We start from the raw sequence: 16577 nt of genomic DNA, 5'->3' as shown, positions 1-16577 counted from the left end.
GCATACGGATCAGGGCAAGACGCGCAGGTAATAAGGTGAGTCGCTCGGCGGGCCGAAGCGGCCGAAAACCTGCGCGATAGTGGACTGCGTATCCTTGCTTGACAGATTCAGGCTCGCTTTCAGCAATGTTGAGGTGACGGCGAAAATGCCAGGGCTCCCGCCATCGAAAACGGCAAGGCAGGTTAAAGACAAATAGATTTTCGCGGAGTCGGATTGATCCAGGATGAAGCAATTGAATGCAGTCGGTTCGCCGTATCTGCTCAGATAGACACTGATGGGCTTCGCCAGATCGACGCCTGCTTTGTCGCCGTCGGCAGCATCGGCGCAAATTGACGCAAGGGTACTTGGCAAATCCGCAACGGCCATCGTGCGGTTCAGGGTCTTCGAAGCCGTGGCGGCGTCCACCTGGTTCGGCACCATTTGCATGGCATTCTGCCACATACTAGGATCCAAGTTCAGAATTGAGCCTTCGGACAGTTTCTGGATCAAGCCTGAGCAAATCCTCTCCGCTTCGAGGGGGCCGCTGCTCTGGGCGCCGATTACCAGGAAGAGGCCCGCAGTTGTTTCTGCGATGGGGTTCATAGTTGCTTTCTTATAGAAGCGGGGCCGGAGTTCGTCGGCACCGCTGTCAGCCGGACCTGATCTATGACGCTGGCGAGGTTTCTTCGAATTGACACCGTCGGTTGGTGCGCTGCTGCTTTCGAGACCAATCATTAGGATCAGACCTGGGGCGTGATGTCTTGTTGCGGGGTCGAGCCGCCGTTAAAGAAGTTCTTGGCATTCATAAACTGCTCGGTGGCGTTCTTATCCACGATCTCCTGGAAGTTTTTGTAATCGGGGCCGCCGCCTTTTCTGAGCGTTGCTGTAAAAGCCGCAAAGTGCCTGGAGTGCGTAAACGCTTGAGTATCAGGTGATCTTTGCGTGTCTTCACTGGCTGTATACCAGTTTCTTCCGATCCCCACCTTTGCGTCAGGCAGACCTTTCTCTGCGCGCCGCCATTTTGCGATAGCGCAGCGGCGAGAGCCCATGGATCGCCTTGAACGCCGTGGAGAAATTGTTGCTGTTTTCGTAGCCTAAGGATTCAGCGACCTCGGCCACGCTTTCATGCCCGCTTCGCAAGCGGGCGGCAGCCTCCATCATCCGGTAGTGCCGTAACCAGGTCATAGGCCCGCAGCCAAAGGCAGCCTCGAAGCGGTTGACGAGCGTTGTCTTGTTGGTCCCGGCTATGCGCGCCAGTTCGCTGAGGGCGATCTGCTGATCGACTCGCTGTGCCAGCAGATCGCACGCCTTCTGAACGAAGGGGTCGGCTGAGAAGAATAGCGGTGCAGAACGCCGCGCGATCTGAGCGACGCAGGCGGTTAGTCTGCTCACAACTTCCTGCTCGATCAGTGGCCACAACAGGTAATCGGAATACCCGTCGGAGAAAACCGCCTCTCGGTCCAGCCTGTCTTCGGAAACCAGGGCTAGTTGCACCAGTCCGGAAGAGAGCTTCGCATGACCGTACCCATGTTGCTCCCATTCGCGGGAATGGATGATGACGATTTGCGCGCAGCGCCCCGGCCGCAACAAACGGTGCTCAAGGATATCGATCTGCCGCACTTCGTTGGGCAGATTGCCGAAGATCCGAGAACTCGCAATTTGTGCCAAACACTTACCTGCCAAAGGGTCCGGGCCAAGATACGCGGCCAGAATCGATGCATGCACCTCGGTAACACCCTGAGAACATGGCCTGCGAAAGCCTTGACGCGGCCGAACGGCGGTCGAAGAAGGTGGGTCTTGGTTTGTGTAGTTGGCTGTAAGTGTGAATGCCTTCTTCACAGCAGATGCTCGCTCGAAGTCAGCGCGCGTCGGTTTCACTGAGTTGGGACAGCGGAACCAGCATCGCGTCCCGATGGACTAGGGGGTAATGAACTGGCTCGGTCCTGAAGATAGTGCCAGACTTCGATCGCATCACGCTTCTTCCCTTGGCGAAGCATCAGCCGTTTGCCCTCTCATTTTCGATGGATGCGCCAGCTCTGTTCCCGCCGCCGCTGCGGCGGCAATCTTGTGGCGCAGCCAGTGATGCTCTGGGTCGCGATGGCAACGCTCGTGCCAAATCAGCCCAACCTCGTAAGGCGACAGTTCCACCGGCGGATCGACAATCGCTAGGGGGAGCAGGGCGGCGATCCGTGTCGCCACGCGGTGTGGTACAATCAGCACCAGATCGGTCGCCGCGATGGCTACAGCGGCCGTCAGGAGGTTGGAAACCAGCACCGGATCGCGATCTTGGAGGTGTAAATTTGCCAGATCGTCATGCACCCGTCCGAAGCCGCCCTTAGAATCCGAGCCAATGGCAGCGTGGCGCAGGGCAGCGAAGGCCTCGATCGTCCATTCCTGCGCCAGGGCTGGGTGGTCGCAACGTAGCAGGCAGGCGAAGCGGTCAGTATAGAGCCTGCGCCGAAAGAAGCCCGGTGGAGTGCCACCGGTCTGCCCAACGGCCAGATCGATCTCGCCTTGCTCAAGCCGCCGGAGCGCGCCGGTTAGAAACGAGCCGGTGACGATGTCGAGATTGGGCGCGTGCTCGCGCAGCAGGGGTAGGAGAGGCGGCAGCAAGATCAGGGCTTGATGGTCGGGTATCGCCATTATCGTCTTTGATCGCCATTCCCCCTGGCGGTTCACCATCCCGCAGAGCGCATCCAATACCGGCGGCAGCATTCGGGCCAACCGTTCGGCCTGCGGCGTCGGGACCAAGCCGCTCGAGCCGCAAACCAAAAGATCGTCATTGAAAATGCCACGCAGCCTTGTCAACGCTCGGCTCATCGACGGTTGGCTCAAGCGCACGTGCCGAGCCGCATGCGTGACGTTGCGGTGCTCCAGCAGCGCCTCAAGAGACAACAGTAAATTCAGGTCAATGGATGCCAGCATTTGCTGTTGCCGTGGGGCGCGAGCGCCCTCGACAATCAGTCGTGGCCGCTCACGCGTGTTTGAAGAAATCTGCCGACTGCAAGAGAGCTCACCCATGTCTTTTTCCTCTTGTTTTAATATGGAATGTGCTCAAGCTAACGTCTTGAGATCTGGCGTGCGGTGTAGGTCGATGCTGCTTAGCACATCAGCAATGTCGCCAACCGGGTTGGTCGACATATTCAATACACGGGGTCTCGATCAGCGAAGCGATGACAGTCGAATGCTCGACACCGACGGATCCGGCGACGAGAGCCCTTATTGCGGATCGGCTCAACTAGTTTGATGAGTGGCCGCAGCAGCGAGTTCTTCGCTCCCATGCCAGCACAATCGGCTACAACCCAACTGGGTAGTTGGCCTGCGGTCATCGCCATCGGGGTTACCACAGCACATTAACCACGCCTCGGCGAGGCCGGAATGCTGCCCTGATTCACTTGGTCGCGATCAGCCTCATACTGGCAAGTCCGCCGCCTCGAGCTTGGCGAGAAAGCCGTGGCACCATCGATAGACATCGTGGCCGTTGAGACTGTTCTTCATTGCGCTCCAACGGTCTTTCCGTTCCTCTGGCGACATGCGAAATGCCTTTTCCGTGGAGGCCGCCACAGCCTCTGGGTCATAGGGATTGACAAGCACCGCTCCCTCCAACTTGCCAGCGGTGCCGGCAAATTGCGAGAGCACGAGGACGCCCGGATTGCTTGGGTCTTGCGCAGCCACGTATTCCTTCGCCACCAGATTCATGCCGTCGCGGAGCGGCGTCACTAGACCAACGCGTGCCAGTCGGTAGAGGCCGGCCAATTGCAGCGGGCCATGGGAACGATTGGTGTAGTGTACTGGTACCCAATCGATGGTTCCGAGTTCCCCATTTACACTTCCCACCAGTTCGGCAATGTGCTTTTGCAGCGCCAGATAGGCCGGTATTTCCCCGCGGGATTTCGGGGTAATCTGCAGCAGTAGCGTCTTGCGGACGCGATGGCTGTTACGATCAAGGAAATGCCGAAACGCCACGATGCGCTGATCGATGCCCTTGGAATAATCCAATCGGTCGACACCAATGGCGACGTCACAGCCAGCAGTCCTCTTGTAAACTTCCTGCAGATCCCCGTCGCGCGTCGCTAGATCTGCGAGGCTCTCGAACTTGGCCGTGTCGATACCGATTGGAAAAACCCCGCAGCGAAACTCCCGCCCTTTGACTAGGCAGCTACGGTCTTTCATAAGACGCCCTAAGTTTCGGCGGCGTAGACATTCGGCGAAGTTGTCAAGATCGTCGTCGGTTTGAAAGCCGACAAGGTCATAGAACGAAAGCGCTTCCAGTAATTGTTCGCAGAGCGGCACGGTGGCGAGGATGTCCGCCGGCGGCCAGGGTATGTGCAGGAAAAAGCCGATCCGGTTGCGGCAGCCGCGCTCGCGTAGTTCTTTCCCTAGAGGGATCAGGTGATAATCCTGCACCCATATGACGTCGTCCTCGCGGTGGAGCGGCATCAAAGACTCTGCGAAGAGTCGGTTGACGCGGTAGTATCCTGACTTTCTCGCGTCGTTGTATTCGGCGAGGTCGACACGGCAGTGGAAGACCGGCCAAAGAACCCTATTGGCGAAGCCGTAGTAATATTCGTCCAGATCCTTCTGCGAGAGATCGGCAAGGGCATAGGTGATGCCGTTGGCCTCCTGCATCGTCGGTGACACCTGGTTCTTCTCGGTTTTCACCTTCCCCGACCAGCCCATCCAAAGGCCGCCCCGTTGCTGGAGCGCTGCGTTCAGCGCAATGGCCATTCCGCCCGGGGGCAGTGACCCGTGCTCGTCGGGCAGCGCAACCCTGTTTGACACGATGACCAGTCTACCATCGCCACCGTCCCCACCGACACTCATAATGTTCTTCATGGTCACTCCCGTTGCCTGCTAGCTTTTGGCTTGGATCACAGCCAAGTTAGGGACGGTCATCAGGAGGGACAATCTCATTAGGCGTATGGCAGAATAGCGCACACAAATAGGCACTAAGCGGGGCAGGAACTGAGCTCCCGAAGCTTCGGTTTTTGGATCATGTTTCTCCTGATTTAACTGAGAGCGTGGGCCGGTTCCCTACGACCAATAGTCTGGCAGACCGGCGCCTCCGGGTTCGCGATGAGCGCATCATCCTCCCAACTGTCCCAGAGCTTTGTCACCACGTCTACGAATTCGCCCGAGCTCTTGTAAACGGTCGGCGTGGGTTGGATATCGGTCAAAGCCGAAATTCAACGCCGCGACCCCGACCATTGGCCAGACACGCTTTCATTGGCTGCGATCGGCGCCGGATGCGCCTGGTACGTCAAACCTGGTCGGGCTGACCGAACGGATTGCCTTCCTGCGCAAGCTGGAAATCGACCTTCATCTGGGCGGCATCGATCAACACCGGTGCGGTTGTGCCCTCGACGACCGTGGAGAAGCTCTCGGCATCACCGAAGGAAAGCCAACTGGCCAAAGCTCTTCGGGAACTCGGCCGCATCGAGCGGTCGCTCTCCATGATCGAATGGTATTCGAGTCCGGCATTGCGCCGGCGATGTCAGGCCCGGTCGTCCCTGATGGCGCTGAGAGCAACGATTATGTGAAACGCGGTCGCAAACACGGCAGGCCGCCTGGTTCCACCCGGCTTGAGCAAGCGCCCACTGAGGCGCCCGGACCGGAGGTCGGGCGGGCATTCGTCGAGGTCGATCTGCGGCTGACGGAGAGTGACAAGAATCGTAGCGCTGATGTCGTCACGATGCTGAGCGAGTATCGTGATCCCGCTGCGGCCGACGCCGGCCAACGATCTAGTTCTGAGCGGCGGCTCTCTAGTCTAAGCCGAGGGATGCCTGACTGAACGGCACCCGATCGGGCTGGCAATCCCGACCAGCTGACGCCCGATCGGGCGCTCTCGTTGTAGCCGTCCCCACCGCTATGCGACATTTCTTTGCTGGCGCCCCGACATTAGGACATCGGCCGGCGCTAGCCGCCCTGCGTCGAACTGCGCCTGGTCAAGACCAGCGCGGCCTCGCGCGGAAGCGGGTCACAGGGTCGGGCACCTCGCGATGCGTTCGCAGATAGTGCAGTGTTCTGCAAGTCAACAGCTCCTATATCGAGATGGCAGCGCCTCACGGTAGCGCGGGTTCTGCCGGCCGCATCGACCGCCGCCTCCGCCAGATCGAGCGGCGTAGAGCCTCCAACATCGGATTCGCGGTGCCGCTGTCCTAGCCAGCGAAGGTCGTGTTCGTCATCCCCGCGGTTCGCGTGCATCCGCCGCTGACCCATCTGATGCGCGCTTCGCCCTGCGGACAGCAGACAGCGAAGCCGCCATGGCCGCGAAAATCTCGCAATGTCGGCTCGATTCCAGGTCCCGCCCGCCACTTTTGCGAGGTGATCCGTGCAGGTGCCGGTGGATCATGCAATCCATCCCGTGACCGCATCATTGCCATCGTCCTCCTTCAGGCGGCCGAGCCTTCCGACGCCGAATCGATTATGACGATACTCTCTTGAAGAACAGTCTCTTTTAGAGAGCGTGACGGTCTGCGCCGTCTTACCGAGGTTCAGCCTTTGCCATCGCCTCCTGCCCTCCCTGCCGCGCGTCACTCTACCCTGCTCGCATCGCCTCACCTCACGCGGGAAAGAGTGTCGTTAAAGTCATCCTGTGCGGCAAATGTCACAGCGATAAGACAGAACGCAGAAACGCCATAATGGCGTCCTGCCAAGCAATGGGCATCGAGGATGCCGAGGCCTCAGTCATCCATGAGTTCGATTCCTGCAAGCGGGCCGGCTCTTTAACCGGCCTTCCCTGGCGCTTAGCGCGCAGGCACTTCGCCACGGTTACCTCCGATTGTGGAGAAGCTGTCATGTCGCAATCCGCTGTCGGTCAGGGACTGGCACACGGCCAACAAGGCGCGTTCGGGGCCGACACCGTCAAGCTCGGAGGGCATTCCTAGTCAAGTCGTTGCAGCTCCCGTCGCCTTTATGAAGTCGGCGACCGGCTTAAGAAGGTTCCTGATCGCCGTACTGGGACATTATTCCTGACCCGCTCAATGGATCAGGCTACCCTAACGACACAAAAAGACTCGGCACAATCTGGGTGCCGGGTCTTAAGGTCACATGTGATTGGGCAGGTGCTGTGATGCTTTTCTTGGCTACGCCCCGCATGATTAACGAGCCGTTAACTGCGGGGATATTCCTCAGCTTCTATTCGGCGACAAGAGCCGGCGTTTTGGTTTTTCCCGGATCATCCGCGATTTAAATCAAATCCGCCTGTGAATATTGACGATTGCGCGACCCTCACCTCGTAGACGGCTAATGCGGGCGGTAACTAAGAGGGTCATATGACTAGCGATTTTTCCGCCGCGCGAGTGCATTTAGATCGAGCGTATCATTACCTGCGAGGCGATGACCCGATGAGCCGGAGGGGGCGCGAAGCCTTGGATTTGCTGATCGAGGCGGTTGCCGTCGAGGAGTTCAAGCAGCCGCGCCAAAACGCGGAGGTGCTAGCATTTCCGATTAAGCGCCGCTTCTGAGGCGATCTCCATAGTGGCAACCATGAACACGGTGTGCAAACACCCTCAGAATACTGCCCGTCCAGGCATGAGCCGGGTCGGGCAATCGAATGGGGTCCGAAGCGCGTCGCTCACAACCATTCGAATTGAGCTGCCTTGGCTGAAGGCTATTCCGGAATGGCCACCGCCTGGAGTTGCTCCGCGCCCGACGCAGGGCTGCGGCGAACCGTTTAGCCAGCCATTCGCCTGCTTTCCTGTCCCAGGACGGCGTCGATCCGGCCGAGATCGCGAAACGGTCGCGTGAGCGGCTTTCGCGCTACGAGAAGCTCACCTGGTACGACGGAACGGCCGAACGGGTGAGGGGTGCCGCGACGCTTTCGGCGTCCTACTCGTCAAGGGGCGCTTGGCGGTGGGCCATCGAGTCTTTTTCGCTACCGGCGTTTCAGATACGCTGCCGAGGGCTAATGGGCTGGCGGAGATATGGGGCAAGAGACCGCTGACCCTACTGCTATGAACTCGATCGGGGACGGCTCGGCGTGATTGGTGCCGATCCTGCTCGGTCCACAAGGCACTTCGTCTGCCCGAATGAGGAGGCCCTGCTGCTTTGCCCTGCGGGACGAATGCCCATTTTTCCATAATCATTGCGTATATTCAGTGCTAGGAAGGTCCGATTCGAAAACGAAAACAATCGGGCGAGGCTTATGATGTTGAGCGCTAGCCGAGGCAAATCGCCGGCACAGCTTTTCCGCTATCTATCGGCCAAGTGGCCTGCGGCGTTCAATCCAAAAGCGCCCAGGCCGCTCAAGATCGGCATCCATCATGACATTCGGGTGCTTGACGGCGAACTGTCTGATGATGAATTGAGGAGAGCCCTGCTGGCCTATACCAGGATGGCCAAATACTTGGCGAGACTGGATGCCGCCGCCGCACGGGTCGATCTCGATGGCAAGCCGGCCGGCGTGGTCTCGGATGCGGACGCGGCGACCGCCAGGGCTTTGCTTTGCACCCGCAAGGACAAGCAAGAGACCAAGCAAACGCCGGAGCCAAGGGCAGAGCCTCAAGCGCCACCCAAACCAAAACCGAAGCGAACCGCCGTGTACAAGGCGAAGAATACCGCCGACAGCCGGACCGGAATAGTCATTGAGACGAAACGTCGCCGGTCCTTCCGAAAGCCGATGGCATCGTCGCAACAACCAAAATAGAGGCGCTTAGACCCATCACTGCAATTGCTCCGAGAGAGGCGGTGATCCTTGCCGCCGGGTTTGGCTCGCGCCTGCGTCCACTCACGGATGTGCGGCCGAAGCCGCTGGTCGAAGTCAACGGCACGCCGATCCTTCACAACGCCTTGCAGAACCTCGAGGATCCAATATTCCTGCGGCCGACGCTTCGGTGATCTCGGCATCGACTATGTCGATTCCGACGTCTTCGACCGGACGGGTAGCGCATAATCGCTGTGGCTAGCGCGCGACGCGCTTTTGACCGGGGACATCTATCTGCTCGAAGGCGACGTGTTTTTCGAGCCGGATGCGCTTCGCTGCCTGACGCTGGGCGACGCGGACAATGTCGCGGCCGTCGCGCCGTTCAGCCCGGCGATGGAAGGTTCCGCCGTCGTCCTGACGAACAACGGCTACATCGCCGATGTAAGGATGAAGCAGACGGCAGCGAACCTCAATGATGGTTCGCCGCCTCTCTTCAAAACGATGAACCTGATCCGCTTTTCCGGAGGTCTGCGCCGGACGATCGTTCCGCATCTCAATGACACCATCAACGCCGGGGCCGTCAAATCCTCCCCGAAGAGCTTCTGTCGAACCTCGTACGGCAGAAAGGGCTGCAGATCGCCGCCGCCCGGTGCGACGGGCTCAAAGGGTACGAGATTGACAACGAGGCGGACCTTCGTTTCGCCGAGGCAATGTTCATGACGGCACGGGAAATCGCATGCTGACGACCAAGCTTGGGAGAGTGAAAGAATGCTTCGCTACCTCGTTGATCCCGCCAATGCCATCACCACGGTCGGGCTATTGTGCTCCTCGATTGCTCCCTATTTTGCGTTGGCGGGGCAGATCGAGCTGGCGGTCGGCGCTGCTTTGTGGGCCGTCCTCGCGGATCACCTGGACGGGGTAGTCGCTAGGAGAACCCGAAACCGCTCGCCGGACATGGCGAAAATGGGCAAGAGCCTCGACGGGTTCGGCTACACCATCTACGGAGCCATCCTTTCCGCGATCATCCTCGTGCAGCTGAATAGCGCATCTCTCGTGCGTGCCGCTGTCCTACGACATTCCATTGATGGCCGCCCTGGTTCTCGTCCAGCCCCTTATGTCCGCGTCGTCTTGAGCATAAGCACCAACCTTGGCGGGCATATACCCCGGCTTGCGAGTCACTGACAACTGGCGGAATGGGCACGAAGAAGGGGCGGCATTGCTTGCCGCCCTTTCCAAATTGTCGAAATGCGCGGACCTTAGAAATCCATACCGCCCATACCGCCCATGCCACCCATGCCGCCGCCGGGCATGCCGGCAGGCATGCCGCCGCCAGCCGACTCCTTCTTCGGAGCCTCCGCGATCATGGCTTCGGTGGTGACCAGCAGGCCGGCGACCGAGGCCGCGTCCGGGAGAGCTGTGCGCACGACCTTGACCGGATCGACGATACCCATGGCGATCATGTCGCCATATTCGCCGGTCTGGGCATTGAAGCCGAAGGTCGGACCCTTGTTCTCGAGGATCTTGCCGGCAACGATCGATGCTTCCGCACCGGCGTTGGCCGCGATCTGACGGGCCGGAGCCTGCAGCGCGCGACGCACGATGGCGATGCCAGCGGTCTGGTCGGAGTTGGCGCCGACAGCCTTGATGCTCAGCGAAGCGCGCAGCAGTGCGACGCCGCCGCCGGGAACGATGCCTTCTTCGACGGCCGCACGGGTCGCGTTGAGGGCGTCATCGACGCGGTCCTTCTTTTCCTTGACTTCCACTTCGGTCGCACCGCCGACGCGGATGACGGCAACGCCGCCCGCCAGCTTGGCGAGACGTTCCTGCAGCTTCTCCTTGTCGTAGTCCGAGGTGGTCTCCTCGATCTGCTGCTTGATCTGGGCGACGCGGTCTTGTCGGCGATCTGTTCAGGCGTCCCGGCCTGGACCCAATGGCCGCGCGCCCCGGTTGAAAAGAGGACGTTGGCAATGGGGCGGCCACGAGATAGCTGGGGTGATCCACGCCACGCACTTGCACGGATCACCTGCCAAAAATGGCGGATCGGTCCCGGAATCGAGCCGCCGCCGCGGGTTTTTTGCGGCCGTAGCAGCCTCGCTGTCTGCTGTGCACCTGGCGAACCCCGCAGCAGATGAGAAACCCTGCGTGCGTCGCGCTGGCGCTGATGGTGCAGCCGGAGACACGGCTGCTCGACGAGCCGTGAGGGCCTCTCGAGGCCATGACCAAGATTTCCATACAGGAAGAACTGGCGCGCATCTGAGCGAGAAAAACGTCATCCTGGTGGACTGGTGGACAAGGGCTTGCCAGCCGGCGCGGGCGTTTCGCGCCTCCGGCGCGGCATTCATCCCTGTGAGTCAGGCTTGTTTCTATAGCGAAACTTCGACAAAAAGGCGCTCCGACTCGGATCGGGAGAAGGGAGCGGATATGGTCTTTCGATTGAAAGAGCGACTTGGCAAGAAACTTGAGGAAGAAGTGCAATTCTTCAAATGTTGGCAGAAGGATAAGAAAGGTGTGGGCGCACTCATGCCCACGTCGATCCATGCGGCGCGCCGCATGGCTAGTGTGGTCAACCCTCATTCTGGATTGCCGGTTTTTGGAGCTTGGTGCCGGGACTGGTGTCATCACCAGGGCCATCCTGGAAAGAGGCATCAAACCGCATCGGTTGACTTCGGTCGAATATTCCAAGGATTTCTATGACGGCCTGGTGCGAGGCTTTCCGGGAGTGGATTTCCGCTTGGGCAATGCGTTTGCCCTGGAAGAAACCCTGGGGGAGCGCCGGGAAAAGTTCGATTGTGTCATAAGCGCAGTGCCGATGTTGAGCTTTCCGATGCAACAGCGCCTCACACTGCTGGAGGATTTGCTTGCACGAATCCCCGCCGGGCGACCTGTGATCCAAATCACCTACGGTCTTCTGTCACCGGTGCTCAAAATGCCCGACCGTTACATCGTTTCTCACTATGATTTCGTCATTCGCAATGTTCCCCCCGCACAACTCTGGACCTATCGACGAGCAGTGTGAAACCCCAGTGGACGCGAGCGACAGGTGGCTTTCGGAATCCTTGTACAGGACTGCAAAGCCGGCTGAACTTGGTGATGGGGCCAGCCATTCGCGCTTTGGCGGGACCGCCTTCCATTCCGCATTTTCTGAGGCTCGATTTGATCGCCGCGGAGAGATGATGTTCGGCTACAAGCATTGAGAGCGACGAAGCTTCCGCTAACGCCTGTGTTTCTCCGGTATTTCGGAGATGCATTCCTTGAGACGCGCCAGGCGAAACTTCGCATTGCGAAGTTCATGTCCGGCTTCGAAACGTCGATGGCGTCCTTGAGGTGTGGGCGCTATGAGGTCGCGCCCAGTTCCGCAATGCGCGCAAGCACCTGCCGAGCCTCGTCTTGACGCAACGCCTTGATCCATCCACGCCCGCGCATCGGTCTTCCTGCCAGCACCCCAAAAGCCATGGGTTTATCCACCGAGACCCTAATTTCCGGCAAGCCGAAACGCTCGAAATTTAACTTCGGCTATTTTAGCGAAGACAAAGAGGGCTCATTGGAAAAAAGGCGGCGCTTGGAAGGACGAATGAAGCGATAGAAGGCGTCCGTCCTATCGGCCATCTTCGGCTCTGATGTCATGCGCAACCTGTTTATCTGTTTGAGGAGCGCTGAATCTGCAACGGTTTGGGCATGCCGCGGACAAGCGAGACGCCGGCCAAGAGCGAAGTTGCGATCGAGGCATTGGGAGGCGGTTGGTGTGTGGGTAGTCAACCCTAGCCTATCGCGCTGATTGGCTCAGTGGCGCGCACTTTCGCAGCCATGCTGCCGCAGCACGTCGAATTGGGGTTGTTTGAGCAGTCACTCGGCAAAGGCGAGGGCCTGCATCGACGGTTCTGTGATCGTGTGGCTGACGCCGCGGAGAAAACAGCAGGCCCTGTTTCTAGCCCGCTGAGCGCCGCCTGCTTGCGGGCCAAAGCAGCGGAGAGATGATGTTCGGCTGCAAGTGTGCTTGGCGTGCAACTACTCAATTCACCGGCTACGTCAACATTCACCGGCTACGACAACGTTTTAAGCAGATGGCCTGCTCGCCAGCGGCAGCCTCTCCCCGGTAAGACCCGGCTTCGTGGCCGTCCAAACGGGAGAGCGGCTGATCAAAGATGCTGCCGGCCTGTCATGGACAGTTCGACAGGGCAGCTTCAATCCTGGCGCAGTTGACCTACCGCGCAGCTCGGTTATGGCGGAGCACCCATGGCAGGCGCCGCTCCATCGTTCATCTGGCCGCAGAGAAACGTCTTTCTGCCAGCGCTTCTTCTTGCGAGTCCGTCTGCCTTCAGCCGGTGCGTTCGATCCTCCGGAATCGGCGCATCTACCGATACGTCGGGCATGACCATGTCCTTGTCATCGGGTACTGCTTCACCAATGGCGGCCATGGGCTCAGAACGGATATCTTCACAAGGAAAAATCGGCGCTTCAGCGATAGCTTCAATAACTCCGCGCCCAGGCTCTGACGCGATTTGAAAAGCACCAGACGCTGGCGGCGAACGCACAAACCGGTGCCGCAATAATATTCTCCCCGGCCGCAGATATTCGAATTGGTTTGACTTTCAAATCCGTGGCTTCGGCGGCATTGCGAACAGCGCAGAGTTCCTCTCGTTCCAAGGCTTAGCATGGCGTTTCGCCTCTTCGTCCCAATCCTCGCCGGCGCGACCTTGCGCGAGCGGTTGTTCGCCTGCATCGGCGCCACGATCAGCATTGCGCTGACCAGTGTGATCAGCGGGCTTGCCATAGGCGGCGGGCCACATGTGGCGCTGCTGGTGGCCCCTTTCGGCGCATCCGCCGTGCTGCTCTTTGCTGTGCCGTCGAGCCCGCTCGCGCAGCCCTGGCCGATCGTCGGCGGCAATTCGATCTCGGCACTGGTCGGCGTGACCGTGGCGCTTTTCGTGCACGACCCGGTAATCGCGTCGGGCGTCGCTGTGGCGCTGGCGATCGCCGCCATGTCATTCACGCGTAGCCTGCATCCGCCAGGCGGTGCCGCGGCGCTGACGGCCGTGCTCGGCGGACCGGCCGTGCTCAGCTTCGGCTTCCTGTTCCCGTTGGTGCCGGTGGCGCTGAACTCGACAATTTTGGTGGCGCTCGGCTTGCTCTTCCACCGGCTGTCGCGGCGCAACTATCCGCATGTCCATGTACCCGCGGCCAGCACCCACGGCACCGCCGATCCACCGGCCACGAAGCGCGTCGGCTTCCGTCCCGAGGATGTCGATACGGCACTCGCCGTTTGGACGAAACATTCGACATCGGCCGCGACGACCTCGAAAGGCTGCTGCGCCAGGTCGAGCTGCAGGCCATGGTGCGCTCGCACCAAACGCTGCTTTGCCGGGACATCATGTCCCGTGACGTGATTTCGGTGCCGGAAAATGCCACCGCCGACGAGGCCCAAAAGCAGCTTCTCGACCACAACATCCGCACCTTGCCAGTGGTCGATTCGAACGGCCAACTGGCCGGTGCCCTGGGGTTGCGCGAGCTGACGCAGACGACCGAAACGGTGAAGGACGTGATCTCGAAGGCGGGCACCGGCTCGCCCGAGACGCCGGCGATGAGCCTGCTTCCCGTGCTCACCGACGGCCGCAGCCATGCCGTAGTCATCGTCGATGCCGAGCGGCGCATCCAGACCGACCTGCTGGCAGCGGCGGCGCGCGTGCAGGTGGCAGACAAGTCGCCGCTCAAAGCCCGCCGCACCCGCGCTGGAAGGCATGTCCTTTGAACTGCTTGGCTGAGTCGGTGACGAGCGACCGTGGTCGACCGAACACGATGCCGCGCGCGGCCAACCATGCCTCCTTGGACACATGGCGTGCGCCAGGCAGAGCGCGACCGACAGCGCCGACGGCTTCTCGAGGGTGAGGCAGAAGCCAAGAATGCAGCGGGTGGCCACGTCGGTGACGATCGTGAGATATGCCCGACCGATGAACGTTCCGCCGCCGTCGACGACCTCCACGAAGTTGATGTCGGTAGGGCGTGTGATCGATCTGGCAGACATCGAGCGGAGGCGCCGCATGGATGTATCCCGGCCGCGGTTTGAGCCGCTGGAGATGCTTCGGATTGGCGGACCGTTTCCTCGCGATCTCCTCGGGGCTGAACAGCCCGGTATCCGGCCGGCGACCGTGAGATAGGACGGAGCGGCCAAGCCGGCCTCTTCGCAGCGAGCGCGGATCTCGGCCACGACGGGAGCGAGCGGCGGAGCCTCCAGCACGAGCCACCGCTCTCGCAACGTCGTCGCAATGATCGCCTCGATGCCTTGATCAAGGCGCTTCTTGTGGCTGCCATCCGACTGGGGCAGCAGCGACGTCACGGTCCGATCGTTGCGGTAGCGCGCCAGCAGATTGTAGACTTGGCGGGTCGAGAGGCGCAGCTCGGCCGCGGCCCGGTTGATTGCCGCGCGTCTTGGCCCGAACCGTCGAGAATCCTGTCGAGCTCGCGAGCGAGACGACGTGCGCCGACCATGCTTCGTCGGAATGCGACGTGCCGGGTGCGGCTTTCCGGTTGTGCAATCGGTGCGGCAAATCGAGCAGTCAGTGAAATCGTTAGCGAAAAATCGGGGCTGTCGTAGCGCCTAAACCTAACCAACACCTGACTTTTCCCTGTTTGAAATCGGGAAGTAAAAGCGACAGCCGAAGACCGTCTCGCCCGCCTCGACGAGCGCGTGGCCCGATCGCCGGTTCGTGGCGGCTGGATCGAGCCCCAGAACTTTGCCGACGCCGCTGCTGTGCTGTGGCTGGACGGGGAGTCGTTCATGTCGAAGATCTCGTGCTGCACGATGCCCACATAGACATCCGCACCCGACCCACGAACTCACCCGCGCGCATGCCGTGCCGCGCGTCCGGCGCCGGATTCTTGCGCACAAACCCCGCCTGGGCGCTGTCGCGACCCGGCCTTTTGGCGCTGCGCGGCCGCGAAGGGCAGGGCGACGGCCGCAATGGGGCGGACGCGGGGCGGACTGCCACCGGTGCCGCGGCAGCCGCCGCCGGGCTGGACGACGACGCCGGCGACAGCGTGCTGGCCGATGAAACCGAACAAATGGATGCGCTGAGCGAAGAGCTGGCGGAGATCGATGCCGTGCTGGCCCGCTCCAGCCGGCTGCTGGCGGGCGAAGATTTGGTGCCGCGGAGTGCGGACGGCCTGGCTGTCGACACGGCAGGGCAGGGGGGCAAACGCGCGCGAGGCCTTGCCGGACAGCTTCGGGCCGCTGATCCGCGATCTCGACTCGACGAGGACCGGCGGCTTGCCGACTGGCTCGCCGTCGTCGACCAGGTGAAAAAACATGCCGGCCATCCTGGCCGCGGCGATCGCCTGGGACGCGTGGCAGCACATAGAGCCGCTGCAGCACCAGCATTGGCTCGGGCCGCTGCTGGTTGCAGCGCTGCTCAGGCAGCGCGGCAAGGTCGGTTCGCATCTGTTTTGCCTCAATGCCGGACTGCGCATCGTGCCGCGGGATCGGCGGCGCGCGCGGGAAAAGACCATCCGGCTGCTGGCAGTGCTCGATGCGTTTGCAGAGGCCGCGGCTGGGCTCAAGGAGCTCGACCGTCTGGCGCTGGCCAAAGTACAGATGGAACGCCGGCTGAGGAACCGGCGCAAGAACTCCACACATGTTTATTCGGTCCCGACCGGGAAAGCTGAGGTTGTCGAAGCTTCTGTGATTCTCGGAGGACCGAATGAACATCCACAGGAATGCGCGTTTGACGGCCGGCGTCGAGAGGAGATGGCTCGCGACGTCATTGAGGGCCGTTGTTCCAAATGTTGCGGGGGACATAACGGGGTAACGGCGAGGGCCGTGGCGCGTGCTTCTGTGTGAATGCCCCGCCGGCATGGCATCGTTCGTCCCGGCCGAAGACGAGCCCACGCCGGACCCCGGAGCGGATCGCCAGGAAATGTCACTGCGCCCCCACTAAGAGGAAACAATCACAAGAATTCAATG

General features: G+C 60.7%; 10 protein-coding genes and 7 pseudogenes. 8 read left to right on the top strand and 9 right to left on the bottom strand.

The genetic code is table 11. The features are described from left to right. Window positions 1-9 precede the first annotated feature (9 nt). The 6 genes and pseudogenes from EN859_RS20820 to EN859_RS40520 all read right to left on the bottom strand — a co-directional run. Entirely contained in the window at window positions 10-582 is a 573-nt protein-coding gene (locus EN859_RS20820) for a glutamate acetyltransferase (protein WP_126038415.1), read from the bottom strand. Between the two features lie 137 nt (window positions 583-719). After that, the gene (locus EN859_RS20815) at window positions 720-962 is read right to left on the bottom strand and encodes a hypothetical protein (RefSeq protein WP_126038418.1); all 243 of its coding nucleotides are present in this window, start codon (window positions 960-962) and stop codon (window positions 720-722) included. A 7-nt stretch (window positions 963-969) separates the two neighbouring features. Then, a complete protein-coding gene (locus EN859_RS20810) occupies window positions 970-1704 on the bottom strand; it encodes an AraC family transcriptional regulator (protein WP_126038421.1) in 735 nt (244 codons plus the stop codon). 246 nt (window positions 1705-1950) lie between these two features. Then, on the bottom strand, window positions 1951-2904 hold the full coding sequence (locus tag EN859_RS20805) for a LysR family transcriptional regulator (RefSeq protein ID WP_245455203.1): 954 nt from the start codon (window positions 2902-2904) through the stop codon (window positions 1951-1953). A 486-nt stretch (window positions 2905-3390) separates the two neighbouring features. Continuing rightward, the gene (locus EN859_RS20800; protein ID WP_245455141.1) at window positions 3391-4815 is read right to left on the bottom strand and encodes a trehalose-6-phosphate synthase; all 1425 of its coding nucleotides are present in this window, start codon (window positions 4813-4815) and stop codon (window positions 3391-3393) included. Window positions 4816-5039: 224 nt separating this feature from the next. After that, window positions 5040-5175 (bottom strand): annotated as a pseudogene (locus EN859_RS40520) (LLM class flavin-dependent oxidoreductase); the annotation flags it as partial. A 134-nt stretch (window positions 5176-5309) separates the two neighbouring features. On the opposite strand from EN859_RS40520, the pseudogene EN859_RS20795 reads away from it, so the two are divergent. The 5 genes and pseudogenes from EN859_RS20795 to EN859_RS20775 all read left to right on the top strand — a co-directional run. Continuing rightward, a pseudogene (locus EN859_RS20795) lies at window positions 5310-5480 on the top strand (Tn3 family transposase); the annotation flags it as partial. 1773 nt (window positions 5481-7253) lie between these two features. Beyond that, window positions 7254-7445 carry a hypothetical protein gene (locus tag EN859_RS20790; protein ID WP_126038427.1) on the top strand — a complete coding sequence of 64 codons (192 nt, stop codon included), beginning with the start codon at window positions 7254-7256 and terminating at the stop codon, window positions 7443-7445. Between the two features lie 680 nt (window positions 7446-8125). After that, window positions 8126-8626: a ProQ/FinO family protein gene (locus EN859_RS20785; RefSeq protein WP_245464783.1), complete on the top strand. Its 501-nt coding sequence runs from the start codon at window positions 8126-8128 to the stop codon at window positions 8624-8626. A 14-nt stretch (window positions 8627-8640) separates the two neighbouring features. Next, window positions 8641-9366, top strand: a pseudogene (locus EN859_RS40305) (phosphocholine cytidylyltransferase family protein). 25 nt (window positions 9367-9391) lie between these two features. Continuing rightward, the gene (locus EN859_RS20775) at window positions 9392-9805 is read left to right on the top strand and encodes a CDP-alcohol phosphatidyltransferase family protein (protein ID WP_126038430.1); all 414 of its coding nucleotides are present in this window, start codon (window positions 9392-9394) and stop codon (window positions 9803-9805) included. 74 nt (window positions 9806-9879) lie between these two features. Here the strand turns inward: EN859_RS20775 and EN859_RS20770 are convergent. Next, window positions 9880-10512: pseudogene (locus EN859_RS20770) on the bottom strand (TCP-1/cpn60 chaperonin family protein); the annotation flags it as partial. A gap of 532 nt (window positions 10513-11044) precedes the next feature. On the opposite strand from EN859_RS20770, the pseudogene pmtA reads away from it, so the two are divergent. Then, window positions 11045-11639: pseudogene (pmtA, locus tag EN859_RS20765) on the top strand (phospholipid N-methyltransferase PmtA). Between the two features lie 1636 nt (window positions 11640-13275). Beyond that, window positions 13276-14369: pseudogene (locus EN859_RS20750) on the top strand (HPP family protein). Here the strand turns inward: EN859_RS20750 and EN859_RS39425 are convergent. Both EN859_RS39425 and EN859_RS38210 read right to left on the bottom strand, forming a co-directional pair. After that, window positions 14341-15153, bottom strand: a pseudogene (locus tag EN859_RS39425) (transposase family protein); the annotation flags it as partial. The pseudogenes EN859_RS20750 and EN859_RS39425 overlap by 29 nt on opposite strands. 301 nt (window positions 15154-15454) lie before the next feature. After that, a complete protein-coding gene (locus EN859_RS38210; RefSeq protein ID WP_189350296.1) occupies window positions 15455-15925 on the bottom strand; it encodes a hypothetical protein in 471 nt (156 codons plus the stop codon). On the opposite strand from EN859_RS38210, the gene EN859_RS20735 reads away from it, so the two are divergent. Next, window positions 15924-16454, top strand: a complete 531-nt coding sequence (locus EN859_RS20735) for a DUF1612 domain-containing protein (protein WP_126038438.1) — start codon at window positions 15924-15926, stop codon at window positions 16452-16454. The genes EN859_RS38210 and EN859_RS20735 overlap by 2 nt on opposite strands. Window positions 16455-16577 lie beyond the last annotated feature (123 nt).

Origin of the sequence: Mesorhizobium sp. M00.F.Ca.ET.216.01.1.1 (genome assembly GCF_004010325.2) — a bacterium.
Lineage (GTDB): Bacteria > Pseudomonadota > Alphaproteobacteria > Rhizobiales > Rhizobiaceae > Mesorhizobium.
Note: the sequence above shows the minus strand (reverse complement) of the source record. Positions and strands in the feature narration are given on the sequence as shown.

What these genes read in the sequence shown, in the direction of transcription:
- EN859_RS20820 (WP_126038415.1), bottom strand. Translation starts at nt 582, where the DNA reads ATGAACCCCATCGCAGAAACAACTGCGGGCCTCTTCCTGGTAATCGGC.
- EN859_RS20805 (WP_245455203.1), bottom strand. Translation starts at nt 2,904, where the DNA reads ATGCTGGCATCCATTGACCTGAATTTACTGTTGTCTCTTGAGGCGCTG.
- EN859_RS20800 (WP_245455141.1), bottom strand. Translation starts at nt 4,815, where the DNA reads ATGAAGAACATTATGAGTGTCGGTGGGGACGGTGGCGATGGTAGACTG.
- EN859_RS20790 (WP_126038427.1), top strand. Translation starts at nt 7,254, where the DNA reads ATGACTAGCGATTTTTCCGCCGCGCGAGTGCATTTAGATCGAGCGTAT.
- EN859_RS20785 (WP_245464783.1), top strand. Translation starts at nt 8,126, where the DNA reads ATGATGTTGAGCGCTAGCCGAGGCAAATCGCCGGCACAGCTTTTCCGC.
- EN859_RS20775 (WP_126038430.1), top strand. Translation starts at nt 9,392, where the DNA reads ATGCTTCGCTACCTCGTTGATCCCGCCAATGCCATCACCACGGTCGGG.
- EN859_RS20735 (WP_126038438.1), top strand. Translation starts at nt 15,924, where the DNA reads ATGCCGGCCATCCTGGCCGCGGCGATCGCCTGGGACGCGTGGCAGCAC.
- EN859_RS38210 (WP_189350296.1), bottom strand. Translation starts at nt 15,925, where the DNA reads ATGTTTTTTCACCTGGTCGACGACGGCGAGCCAGTCGGCAAGCCGCCG.